This is a genomic window from Enterobacter sp. N5-15 (genome assembly GCF_057221635.1).
This window is the reverse complement of record NZ_CM170150.1, coordinates 4,209,303-4,221,655: the sequence shown is the minus strand read 5'-3', so window position 1 is coordinate 4,221,655 and position 12,353 is coordinate 4,209,303. Positions and strand designations below refer to the sequence as shown.

Annotated in this window: 12 protein-coding genes; 2 read left to right on the top strand and 10 right to left on the bottom strand. The window is 56.5% G+C overall.

The annotated features are described in order from the left end of the window. From AC2TE5_RS19920 to AC2TE5_RS19895, 6 genes are all read right to left on the bottom strand, one after another. Positions 1–306 carry an ElaB/YgaM/YqjD family protein gene (locus tag AC2TE5_RS19920; RefSeq protein ID WP_008503141.1) on the bottom strand — a complete coding sequence of 102 codons (306 nt, stop codon included), beginning with the start codon at positions 304–306 and terminating at the stop codon, positions 1–3. 31 nt (positions 307–337) lie between these two features. Then, positions 338–706 carry a DUF1090 domain-containing protein gene (locus tag AC2TE5_RS19915; protein ID WP_213328904.1) on the bottom strand — a complete coding sequence of 123 codons (369 nt, stop codon included), beginning with the start codon at positions 704–706 and terminating at the stop codon, positions 338–340. 142 nt (positions 707–848) lie between these two features. Beyond that, positions 849–1,232: an EnvZ/OmpR regulon moderator MzrA gene (gene mzrA, locus AC2TE5_RS19910; RefSeq protein WP_484612260.1), complete on the bottom strand. Its 384-nt coding sequence runs from the start codon at positions 1,230–1,232 to the stop codon at positions 849–851. 2 nt (positions 1,233–1,234) lie between these two features. Then, positions 1,235–1,897: a DedA family general envelope maintenance protein YqjA gene (gene yqjA / locus AC2TE5_RS19905; protein WP_023309289.1), complete on the bottom strand. Its 663-nt coding sequence runs from the start codon at positions 1,895–1,897 to the stop codon at positions 1,235–1,237. A gap of 344 nt (positions 1,898–2,241) precedes the next feature. Continuing rightward, positions 2,242–3,018: a transcriptional regulator ExuR gene (gene exuR, locus AC2TE5_RS19900; RefSeq protein WP_023309288.1), complete on the bottom strand. Its 777-nt coding sequence runs from the start codon at positions 3,016–3,018 to the stop codon at positions 2,242–2,244. A 196-nt stretch (positions 3,019–3,214) separates the two neighbouring features. Next, complete coding sequence (locus AC2TE5_RS19895) at positions 3,215–4,513, bottom strand: MFS transporter (RefSeq protein WP_159514971.1); 1,299 nt, start codon at positions 4,511–4,513, stop codon at positions 3,215–3,217. Between the two features lie 476 nt (positions 4,514–4,989). Here AC2TE5_RS19895 and uxaC point away from each other — a divergent pair, with 476 nt between their 5' ends. Together uxaC and AC2TE5_RS19885 are read left to right on the top strand one after the other, a co-directional pair. Beyond that, complete coding sequence (gene uxaC, locus AC2TE5_RS19890; protein WP_213328905.1) at positions 4,990–6,402, top strand: glucuronate isomerase; 1,413 nt, start codon at positions 4,990–4,992, stop codon at positions 6,400–6,402. 17 nt (positions 6,403–6,419) lie between these two features. Continuing rightward, a complete protein-coding gene (locus AC2TE5_RS19885) occupies positions 6,420–7,907 on the top strand; it encodes a UxaA family hydrolase (protein ID WP_213328906.1) in 1,488 nt (495 codons plus the stop codon). A 92-nt stretch (positions 7,908–7,999) separates the two neighbouring features. Here AC2TE5_RS19885 and sstT read toward each other — a convergent pair whose 3' ends face one another. The 4 genes from sstT to AC2TE5_RS19865 all read right to left on the bottom strand — a co-directional run bounded on the left by sstT (position 8,000) and on the right by AC2TE5_RS19865 (position 12,270). After that, complete coding sequence (sstT, locus tag AC2TE5_RS19880) at positions 8,000–9,241, bottom strand: serine/threonine transporter SstT (protein WP_213328907.1); 1,242 nt, start codon at positions 9,239–9,241, stop codon at positions 8,000–8,002. Positions 9,242–9,478: 237 nt separating this feature from the next. Then, a complete protein-coding gene (locus AC2TE5_RS19875) occupies positions 9,479–10,447 on the bottom strand; it encodes a TerC family protein (protein ID WP_032650327.1) in 969 nt (322 codons plus the stop codon). 250 nt (positions 10,448–10,697) lie between these two features. Beyond that, positions 10,698–11,696 (bottom strand): Gfo/Idh/MocA family protein, encoded by a 999-nt coding sequence (locus tag AC2TE5_RS19870; RefSeq protein WP_484612259.1) that lies wholly within the window; start codon positions 11,694–11,696, stop codon positions 10,698–10,700. Between the two features lie 70 nt (positions 11,697–11,766). Beyond that, positions 11,767–12,270, bottom strand: a complete 504-nt coding sequence (locus AC2TE5_RS19865) for a YgjP-like metallopeptidase domain-containing protein (RefSeq protein ID WP_213328909.1) — start codon at positions 12,268–12,270, stop codon at positions 11,767–11,769. Positions 12,271–12,353 lie beyond the last annotated feature (83 nt).

Sequence of the window (12,353 nt, the reverse complement as noted above, 5' to 3'; positions counted from 1 at the left end):
TCAGCGACGCGTCAGAAGGACACCCAGTACCACACCCACTGCGGCACCAATCCCTACACCCGTCCATGGATTATCACGCACATATTCGTCCGCGCGCGCAGCCGCTTCGCGGGTCTGTTTCGCCAGTGCATCACCGGTTTCACCCAGGCGATAGCGGCTCTCTTTCAGCGCCTGCTCCGCCTTGCTGCGCAGTTTGCTGACCTCTTCTTTTGACTTGTCAGCAGAGGAGTTCAGCACCTCTTCAAGGGTATCGGCCAGGGATTTCAGTTCAGCGCGCAGATGTTCAGACGTCGTATCTTTTGACATGATTCTCTCTCCTGTTGAGATTTCCGTTAACTCAATAATCGCGAGCTTCCAGCGCTTTCAGATCATCCTGCGCTTCTTTCAACTTCTTCTCGCGCTTAGCAATTTTTTCCGCATCCCCTTTCTCTTTCGCTTCCTGCAGGTCGCGACGGCGCTCGGCTATCTCGTCCTTCTGTTCAGCGATTTTCTTCTGGTGGTCGGCACGAAGCTTACTGTCTGAACAGTTCGCTTTCACTTCGCTCAGCGCTTTTTTAAGACCATCAACACGGTGCTGATTGTTATGCTTTTGGGCATAACCGATCTCACGCTGAATATCCTGTTCTTTCTCCTGACAGAGAGAGTTTGCGAAGGATGCTGTGCTTAAAGAAAAAAGGGCCAGAGCCAGAGTAATGCGGAATTTCATTATCGAAACCTTCCATTGTGTGGCGGCATAAGCCGCTATCCAAAGTTATGCGGAGTACATCGAGGGGTGCTCCGCGTACTTAAGCATAGTAAGTAAACGGGGGATTCACCAAAGTGAGTGAAAAGATTCGGAATCCTGGAAGTTATCCAAACCGATGCGACGTATCGCGAATCAATGAGAGCCAGGCCGCAGGCTGGCTCTCATCTTCCTGCTGAGCAATGATATACCCGTGCGGCAGCGTACGGTCGAGAACCACTTTCGCGGCGGCACTTTGCGCACGGGAATCAAACTTGATCAGTAAAACATCGTCCTGCGGGGTGATGCTCTTAAAGCGGATCCCGTTCGCATCCAGATGATGCCAGACGGAAAAACCGTCAGGCACGCTGGCACCCTGGTTTACCGGGCGGATGGCCAGCGTCGATTCCTGATGCGAAAGCGCGCTCCATGCCAGCAGCAGGGCGCTGAGCACCACCAGTGTAATCGTGGCAAAAGCAAAACGGCGCAGAGCGAGCGGTGAGATAACCATCGTCAGCCTCTGGCTCCGTATTTCTTTTTCCACAGGACAACCAGTGAGCCAATCAGGCCGAAGACCAGCAGAACCACGGGCAGCAGCATCAGGCAGGACATCAGCTGATCTTCATATTTCATAAAGACCGGCGTTTTACCCAGTGCATAGCCCAGCGTCGTCAGAATAAGCACCCATAGCAGGCCGCTCATCCAGTTAAAGAACTGGAAGCGCGCGCTGCTCAACCCCGACAGACCAGCAATGGTGGGCAGCAGGGTGCGAACAAAGGCGATAAAGCGGCCAATCAGCAGCGCGGAAAGCCCGTGCTTATGGAACAGGTGGTGCGCCCGCTGGTGATAATGCGCGGGAAGGTGAGAGAGCCAGTTCTGGACGATCCGGGTATTGCCCAGCCATCTTCCCTGGATATAGCTCACCCAGCAGCCGAGGCTGGCCGCAACGGTCAGTAATAAAATGGTGTGTGGAAACGCCATCGCCCCTTTGGCACACAGCACGCCGACAAGCACCAGCAAACTATCACCGGGCAGGAAGGCAGCAGGCAGCAGACCGTTCTCAAGGAACAGGATCATAAACAAGACGAAATAGAGCATGCCAATCATGGAAGGGTTGGCCAGCGTTTCAAAATCCTGCGCCCAGAGGGCATGCAGTAGTTGGGTCAAAAGTTCCATTCAGTGTTCCTGGAAATCGGTTAACGTCACGCCTGTTATCCGGGACAAACAGCACGGCGACATTGTTGTGATTTCATTATGGTCGCTCGCGGACACATTGCGGTGTGGCCAACACTGTTCCCTGTTAATTGGCTGGTTAGCAAGCACTAACTTACAAAATAAGGAATTGAATCCAATTGTAACAAAGCCCAACGTTCTGCGTCACAGAATTTGCAGGGGTGGGTTGATTTTGGCGTAAGCCCAGGAAGTGAGCGAGGGGATTTACAAAGGCTGACACTATATATGTTTTGCTTACCCATGTAAGCCGGAAGGCGCAACGTAGCGCCTGCCAGCAGAAAGGTCATCTATTTTGCGGCACTGGATGCCGTATCGAGATGAACAACGGGATTATCGGCAAAAAGATAGCGGTCAGCGTTAAATTCGAAGTCATCGCTGGTTTCGTTGAACAGCATCTGCTTGGTGTTTTCCAGGTGCTGCCACATCGCCAGCTTGGCGGCATGCGGATCTTTACGAATCAGCGCCTTAAGGATTTGGTCGTGATCGTCACACCAGTTGTCGACGGTACGGGAATCAATATGGTCGTGCAGTTTTTTCCAGTACGGGTTGTGAACGCGCTGAGTCCACATTTTTTCAACGATTGCCGCCAGGGCCGTATTTTGGGTTGCCAGGGCGACCTGAACGTGGAACTGAAGATCCCACTCTGAATCGCGGAAACATTTTTCCTTACGGGCGTTCTCCTGGATCTCCATCAACTTCATGATGTCCTGCTTGGTCACCTGCGTCGCCGCAAACTCAGCAATATTGCTTTCGATCAGCTGGCGAGCCTGGAGCAGCTCAAACGGGCCATAGCTGGCGAATTCCAGGCTTTCGTCCGCGACGGGAGAGTGTTTCGGCAGATTAGAAATCACGTGAATGCCGGAGCCTTTGCGTACCTCAACGTAGCCTTCCACTTCCAGCATGATAATCGCTTCACGCACCACGGTGCGGCTCACGCTTTTTTCATCCGCGATAAAGCGCTCGGCGGGAAGTTTATCACCGACAAGATAGACCCCTTGCTCGATGCGATCTTTCAGCTCCGCAGCAAGTTGTTGATATAAACGACGTGGTTCGGTGATTTCCATATGCGCTCCAGGCAGGGTACGGCAGATGATTTGTTATACCACTTTTGCGTGCCACTCTCCAGATTTTGCCATTAAAAAAGCCGCTACTGAGCGGCCTTTAAATGCCGGGTGGCGCTGCGCTTACCCGGCCTACGGTTTCGTTGGATGGTGTAGGCCGGGTCAGGCGAAGCCGCCACCCGGCTCCCGGCACAACATGCTAACTCTGCGTAGCCGGTTTCCCGAGGGACTCTTTCGCCAGCTCCTCTGCCGATTTGCTTTTCAGCACCGTCCAGATAACCACCGCACCCATCAGGTCGAAGATCGCCAGCACCGCGAACAGCGGGCTGAAGCCGATGGTATCCGCCAGCGCGCCGACCACCAGTGCAAACATGGTGCTCGCGGTCCAGGCGGCCATGCCGGTCAGGCCGTTTGCGGTTGCCACTTCGTTACGACCAAAGACGTCAGACGAGAGCGTAATCAGCGCGCCGGACAGGGACTGGTGCGCAAAGCCACCGATGCACAGCAGAGCAATGGCGATGTACGGGCTGGTAAACAGGCCGATCATGCCAGGGCCGATCATCAGCAGCGCGCCCATGGTGACGACCAACTTACGGGAAACAATCAGGTTCACCCCAAACCAGCGCTGGAACAGCGGTGGCAGGTAGCCGCCCACGATACAGCCCAGGTCAGCGAACAGCATTGGCATCCAGGCGAACATCGCGATCTCTTTCAGGTTAAAGCCGTAGACTTTAAACATGAACAGGGGGATCCACGCGTTAAAGGTACCCCAGGCCGGTTCAGCCAGGAAACGCGGCAGGGCGATACCCCAGAACTGACGGGTGCCCAGGATCTGCCAGACGGTCATTTTTTTGCCGTTGTTGGTCTGATGCTGCGCTTCCTGACCGCCAATGATGTATTCGCGTTCTTCTTCGGAGAGCTTTTTCTGATCGCGCGGGTGTTTGTAGAAAATCAGCCACGCCATCGCCCAGGCAAAGCTCAGCACGCCAGAGATGATGAACGCCATCTGCCAGCTGTGCATCACGATAGCCCACACCACCAGCGGCGGCGCAATCATTGCCCCGATGGACGAGCCTACGTTGAAGTAGCCGACCGCAATGGAACGCTCTTTCGCCGGGAACCACTCGGAGCTGGCCTTGAGGCCCGCCGGGATCATTGCGGCTTCAGCCGCACCGACCGCACCGCGAGCCAGAGCCAGTCCACCCCAGCTGCCTGCCAGTGCGGTTGCACCGCAGAACACCGCCCAGGCGATGGCGAAGAAGGCATAACCGATTTTGGTACCGAGAATGTCCAGCACATAGCCCGCAACAGGCTGCATGATGGTATAAGCCGCGGAATAGGCGGCAATGATGTAGGAGTATTGCTGCGTGGAGATATGCAGCTCTTCCATCAACGTTGGCGCTGCTGCTGCCACGGTGTTACGCGTCAGGTAGCCCAGCACGGTGCCTAACGTCACCAGTGCGATCATATACCAACGTAACCCTTTAATTTTACGCATCTAAAACCTCATCGTTATGTTATTTCCGCGCCAGAGCACGGCAACCTCTCAACCGTTTCCGGGAGCAGTTGTGTAACGGGAGGGGCGTAACCGGGAGCATGTCCCGGAACGGCCCGAACCTTGCCATAAGTAAGCGTGCATAAGTCGGTATCCGTACCGCTAAATCCGATGTCTCTCACACCGGCAATGCATTCCGTCGGCTTATAGTTTGCGACGGCGAAAAGATAACTTGTCATACAACTTTAAAAGGTGAGTGACATCACAAATGTATGATTCTTTGTGGGGACATTAATCGTTGCGCGCAAAGCCAGTAATGGCGGGGGTTGCGGAAGGGTTTACTCCATTGAGGGTAATTTATTTGTTGACGTTTATTGATCTCACTCACGAAAAAAGCTTCGGTGGGTGGAAATTGGTGTGATAACTTTGCAGCATATGAACATACGCTTTCTGACGCTCCCGTAATGAGGAAGACGATAATGACGCCGTTTATGACCGAAGATTTTCTGTTAGATACCGAATTTGCTCGCCGCCTGTACCACGACTACGCAAAAGACCAGCCGATTTTCGACTACCACTGCCATTTACCGCCGCAGCAGGTTGCCGAAAATTACCGTTTCAAAAACCTGTATGACATCTGGCTGAAGGGTGACCACTACAAATGGCGCGCCATGCGCACCAACGGCGTTGCCGAGCGCCTGTGTACCGGCGATGCGACCGACCGCGAGAAGTTTGACGCCTGGGCGGCGACCGTTCCGCACACCATCGGCAACCCGCTCTATCACTGGACGCATCTTGAGCTCCGCCGTCCGTTTGGCATCACCGGCAAACTGCTCTCCCCAGCGACCGCCGATGAAATCTGGGATCGCTGCAACGCGCTGCTGGCGCAGGATAACTTCTCCGCGCGCGGCATCATGAAGCAGATGAACGTGAAGATGGTGGGCACCACCGACGATCCGATCGACTCCCTGGAACATCATGCCGTTGTCGCCAAAGACACCTCTTTTGATATCAAAGTGCTGCCAAGCTGGCGCCCGGACAAAGCCTTCAACATTGAGCAGGCCACCTTCACCGATTACATGGCGAAGCTGGCGGAAGCGTCGGATACCGACATCCGTCGTTTCGCTGACCTGCAAACCGCGCTGACCAAACGTCTGGATCACTTCGCGGCGCACGGCTGTAAAGTGTCTGACCACGCGCTGGACGTGGTGCTGTTTGCGGAATCAAACGAAGCCGAGCTGGACAGCATCCTTGCGCGTCGTCTCTCCGGCGAAGGCCTGAGCGAGCACGAAGTGGCGCAGTTTAAAACGGCGGTGCTGGTATTCCTCGGCGCGGAATACGCGCGTCGCGGCTGGGTACAGCAGTACCATATCGGCGCGCTGCGCAATAACAACCAGCGCCAGTTCAAGCTGATCGGTGCCGACGTGGGCTTTGACTCCATCAACGACCGTCCGCTGGCGGAAGAGCTGTCCAAACTGCTGAGCAAACAGAACGAACAAAACCTGCTGCCAAAAACCATCCTGTACTGCCTGAACCCGCGCGATAACGAAGTGCTGGGCACCATGGTCGGCAACTTCCAGGGCGAAGGGATGCCGGGCAAGATGCAGTTCGGTTCCGGCTGGTGGTTCAACGATCAGAAGGACGGCATGGAGCGTCAGATGACGCAGCTGGCGCAGCTGGGCCTGCTGAGCCGCTTTGTCGGCATGCTGACCGACAGCCGCAGCTTCCTGTCCTATACCCGCCATGAATACTTCCGCCGCATTCTGTGCCAGATGATTGGCCGCTGGGTGCACGCGGGCGAAGCGCCAGCGGATATCCAGCTGCTGGGCGAAATGGTGAAAAACATCTGCTTTAACAATGCGCGTGACTACTTCGCCATTGAACTGAACTAAGGCCGTTTGAGGTTGATATGCAATACATCAAAATCCATTCGCTGGATAACGTTGCCGTCGCGCTGGCTGATTTGACCGAAGGAACGAGCGTCACGTTCGACGGTCAGTCGGTCACGTTGCGCCAGGCTATTGGGCGTGGACACAAGTTTGCCCTGATCCCCATTGCGAAAGGGGAGAACGTGGTGAAGTACGGTTTGCCCATCGGTCATGCGCTGGCGGATATTGCGCCGGGTGAATATATTCACTCCCACAATACCCGCACCAATCTGAGCGATCTGGACGAGTACAGCTATCAACCTGATTTCCAGGCGGAAGCCGGGCAGGCGGCAGATCGTGAGGTGCAGATCTACCGTCGCGCCAGCGGCGAGGTGGGGATCCGCAACGAGCTGTGGATCCTCCCGACCGTCGGCTGCGTGAATGGGATTGCGCGTCAGATCCAGACGCGTTTTCTGAAAGAGACCAACGATGCCGAAGGCACTGACGGCGTGCATTTGTTCAGCCACACCTACGGCTGCTCGCAGCTCGGCGACGACCACATCAATACCCGCACCATGCTGCAAAACATGGTGCGTCACCCGAACGCGGGCGCGGTGCTGGTGATTGGTCTGGGCTGCGAGAACAACCAGGTGGACGCCTTCCGCGAAACGCTGGGGGAATTCGACCCTGAGCGCGTGCATTTTATGGTGTGTCAGCATCAGGACGACGAAGTGGAAGCGGGCATTGAGCAGCTTCATCAGCTGTACGACGTAATGCGCCACGACAGGCGCGAGCCGGGCAAGCTGAGCGAGCTGAAGTTTGGGCTGGAGTGCGGCGGGTCTGATGGCCTGTCCGGGATCACCGCTAACCCAATGCTCGGCCGTTTCTCGGACTACGTGATTGCCAACGGCGGCACCACGGTGCTGACCGAAGTGCCGGAAATGTTCGGCGCGGAACGTATTCTGATGAGCCACTGCCGCGACGAAGAGACGTTTGAGAAGACCGTCACCATGGTGAACGACTTCAAACAGTACTTCATTGCCCACAATCAGCCGATTTATGAGAACCCGTCGCCGGGCAACAAGGCGGGGGGGATCACCACGCTGGAAGAGAAATCCCTCGGCTGCACTCAGAAAGCGGGCGCGAGCCAGGTGGTGGACGTGCTGCGCTACGGCGAGCGCCTGAAAACGCACGGTCTGAACCTGCTGAGCGCACCGGGCAACGATGCGGTCGCCACCAGCGCGCTGGCGGGTGCCGGCTGCCATATGGTGCTGTTCAGCACCGGGCGCGGTACGCCGTACGGCGGTTTTGTGCCGACGGTGAAAATCGCCACCAACAGCGAGCTGGCGGCAAAGAAAAAGCACTGGATCGACTTCGATGCGGGCCAGCTGATCCACGGCAAAGCGATGCCGCAGCTGTTGACGGAGTTCGTGGACGCTATCGTGGAATTTGCTAACGGTAGGCAGACCTGCAACGAGAAGAACGATTTCCGCGAGCTGGCGATTTTTAAGAGCGGTGTGACGCTTTAATCGGTGCGGCCTGATGCCCTCACCCTGGCCCTCTCCCACGGGGAGAGGGTACAAACACTAAAAACGGCAACCTCAGGGTTGCCGTTTTGCTGTTAACCTCGCAGGGCGTTCTTCGCTAAACGCGCATCTTCCGCCTGGCACACGGCGGCGGTAAACATCACGTCGGTGGAGGAGTTAATCGCCGTCTCGCAGGAGTCCTGCAATACGCCGATGATAAAGCCCACCGCAACTACCTGCATGGCGATCTCGTTCGGGATGCCGAACATATTACACGCCAGCGGGATCAGCAGCAGGGAACCGCCCGCCACGCCGGATGCGCCGCAGGCACAGAGCGCAGCAACGACGCTTAGCAGCAGCGCCGTTGGCAGATCCACCGGGATACCCAGCGTATTGACCGCCGCCAGCGTCAGCACCGTAATGGTAATTGCCGCCCCCGCCATATTGACGGTCGCCCCCAATGGGATTGAGACGGAGTAGGTATCGCGGTCCAGATTCAGCTTCTCACACAGCGACATGTTGACCGGAATATTCGCCGCAGAGCTGCGGGTGAAGAAGGCGGTCACGCCGCTTTCGCGCAGGCACATCAGCACCAGCGGGTACGGGTTACGGCGGGTCTGCAGGAACACCAGCAGCGGGTTAATCACCAGCGCCACCACGGCCATACAGCCGATCAGAACCAGCAGCAGTTGGGCATAGCCCCACAAGGCCCCAAAACCGGTCGTTGCCAGCGTCGAGGCGACAAGACCAAAAATACCAATCGGTGCGAAGCGGATCACCACCGTCACGATAAAGGTCACGGCGTTAGAAACGTCGGTGATCAGGTTTTTGGTGGTGTCATTGCTATGGCGCAGGGCAAAGCCCAGGCCCACCGCCCACACCAGAATGCCGATATAGTTGGCGTTGATCAGCGCGTGAATCGGGTTTGCCACAATGCTCATCAGCAGGCCGTGCATCACCTCAACAATGCCCGCAGGTGGCGTAATGTCGGTTGCGCCGGTGGTCAGCTGCAGCGTGGAAGGGAAGATAAAGCTAACGATAACCGCCGTCAGCGCGGCGGAGAACGTACCCAGCAGGTACATCCACAGAATCGGGCGAATATTGGTTTTTTGCCCCTGCTGGTGGTTGGCGATTGAGGCCATCACCAGGGTCAACACCAGAACCGGCGCGACCGCTTTCAGCGCGCCGACGAACAGCGTGCCGAGCAGGCCGGTGGCCTCGGCGGCAGGTTTCGAGATCAGTGCCAGCGCGATGCCGAGCACAAGGCCAACCAGTATTTGCTTAACGAGGCTGCCGCGCGACAGACGCGCAAACAGACCAGACGAAGATGCGGTCATGGGGATTCCTTAAGTGAAATTGCGTTCCATCCCGGATGTGCTCTAAGTCACATTTATGTCCGGATGTAAGTACATGTTTGCCTGGTCGAGTATAGGGAAAGTGTCTTCGGAGGGAAGCGTAAAATGCTGGATTTTACGTGTTGCATCATGTTTTTTAACTACTGCATTACAAATGTGTGTTCACCCTCTCCCTGTGGGAGAGGGCCGGGGTGAGGGCATCAGCCCGCACCGACCGTTTTACTCCACCTGCTGCTTCTTATCGTGCTGGCGGTTAACCCAGGTATTGATAATCAGCGTCACGATCAGAATGCCAAACACCACGCCGAGCGAAATGGCGATCGGGATATGGTAGAAATCGACGATCAGCATCTTGATACCGATAAACACCAGGATCACCGACAGACCGTACTTCAGCATCGAGAAGCGCTCCGCCGCGCCTGCCAGCAGGAAGTACATCGCACGCAGGCCGAGGATGGCGAACAGGTTTGAGGTCAGGACGATGAACGGGTCGGTTGTCACCGCGAAGATAGCCGGAATGCTGTCCACCGCGAAAATTACGTCGCTCAGCTCAACCAGAATCAGCACCAGCAGCAGCGGGGTGGCAAACAGCAGGCCGTTCTTGCGCACGAAGAAGTGCTCGCTCTCAATCTTGTCGGTCATGCGCAGATGCCCACGGATCCACTTCACCAGCGGGCGATCGCCAATCGCGGAGCCGTCCTCTTTCGCCAGCGCCATCTTGACCCCGGTGAACAGCAGGAACGCGCCGAAGACGTACAGCAGCCATTCGAACTGGGTAATCAGCCAGCTGCCGGCGAAGATCATAATGGTACGCAGAACAATGGCACCCAGCACGCCGTAAACCAGCACGCGGCGCTGCAGGGCAGCAGGCACGGCGAAGTAGCTAAACAGCATCAGCCAGACGAAGACGTTATCGACCGCCAGGGCTTTTTCAATCAGATAGCCGGTGAGGAAGGCGAGCGCCTGAGGATCGGCCACCGCGCGGCCTTCGGTCGAGGCCAGATACCACCAGAAGGCGGCACAGAACAGCAGGGAGAGGGTGACCCACACCAGAGACCAGGCCGCAGCCTGTTTGATGCTCATGCCGTGTGCGCCGCGACGCCCCTGCAAAAAGAGGTCGATCGCCAGCATGATGAGCACGACAACCGCGAATCCGCCCCACAACATTGGAGTGCCGACAGAATGCATACTATTTTCCTTACACATAAAAAACAAAAACGGCCATGGTCAGAAGACGATAGCCGTTAGCTTTTTATGCATAGACCTCGCCTTCCGGCAAGGTCTCACTTACAACCACGAGGGTTGCCCGGCGACCGGATGCGTGTTTAACGCATCGTAATGACGATCCACCGGCGAAGAAGTTACTCCCCTTTGCAGGTAACAAAATATGTCAGACCATTGGTTTCGTCAATGGTCTGCGCCGTTTCATTACACAGCTTTACGCGATAGCTTCCGCGCCTACGCCGTCTGCCGGGAACACCACGCCGGTCTGGCGGCGGATCTCCGTTTGCAGCTTCGCCGTGGTGCGGCTCACCGCCAGGCCAGGGTGATTCACTTCGTTGTCTTCCACCAGACGGGCGAAGACCTCTGCCTCATAGAGCATAGTGTTAATATGCTGAGGCTGCGTCAGCTCCTGCGCTTTGCCGCCGCGAGGCACAAAGCTCACTTTCTGGCACTCGGAGATCTTCTCGATAACCAGCGAGCCCGCCTCGCCCTGAATTTCGCTCGGCAGCACGGAATCGCTCACCTTGGAGTGCTGCAGCGTGACGCTGAAATCACCGTAGTCCAGCACCGCTAAGCCGTGCGCATCCACGCCGCTCTCCAGCAGGCTGGCGGTGGCCGTTACGCCGTGCGGCTCGCCCCACAGGGCCACGGCGGAGGCCAGACAGTAGAAGCCGATATCCATAATCGAGCCGTTCGAGAAGGCCGGGTTAAAGGTGTTCGGGTTCTCGCCGTCCAGGTAGCGCTGGTAGCGCGACGAGTACTGGCAGTAGTTGATAAAGGCTTTACGCACTTTGCCAATTTTCGGCAGGGACTGCTGCAGCAGCAGGAAATTCGGCAGGCTGGCGGTTTTGAACGCTTCGAACAGCACCACCTGGTTTTCGCGGGCAAGCGCAATGGCCGCTTCCACTTCCAGGATATTTGACGCCAGCGGCTTCTCGCAAATCACATGCTTTTTGTGGCTGAGAAACAGCTTTGTCTGCGGGAAGTGCAGGGAGTTAGGGCTGGCGATATACACCGCGTCAATGGCGTCGCTTTGCGCCATGTCATCAAGCGAAGTGAAGAGATGCTCAACGAGGTAGTCGTTAGCAAAACTCTGCGCCTGCTCGAGGCTGCGGGAATAGACTGCGGTAAGTTTAAGTTTGCCGGTTTCGTGGGCGGCGTCGACGAACTGGCGTGTGATCCAGTTCGTACCAATGACTGCGAAACGTATCATAAACGTTTACGTACTCCGTAGCGGGGAACCTTTAGCCACTGTAGCACGTCATCATGACAATTCGCGTGCGCTATTCCGCATTACCATTTAACGATAAATGCGTAAGCCATAGCCGGGTATCAAACTCCAGCTGGTGGTACTGCGGCTCCATGTGGCAGCACAGGGAATAGAACGCTTTGTCGTGCTCTTTCTCTTTCAGGTGCGCCAGCTCATGGACGACGATCATCCGCAGAAAGGCTTCCGGCGCGTTACGGAACACCGTCGCGACGCGGATTTCGGCCTTCGCCTTCAGCTTGCCGCCCTGCACGCGGGAGATGGCGGTGTGCAGGCCGAGCGCGTTTTTCAGCACGTGGATCTTGTTGTCGTATATCACCTTGTTGATCGGCGGCGCGCTCTTCAGATACCGGCTTTTCAGATCCTGCGTATACTGCCAGAGGGCCTTATCGGTCGCGAAATCGTGCGTGCCGGGATAGCGTTTTTCCAGCACCGCGCCGAGCTTCTGCTCGGCAATCAGGCTGCGAACCTGAGTCAGTAAATGCTCCGGATAGCCCTGGAGATAAGTAAGTTGGTTCATCAACGCCCCAAATCGACAATAAAACGGGTATACTCACGCACCCTTTTCAGGGATACGCCAAATTTTACCATTCAGGAGGGCCG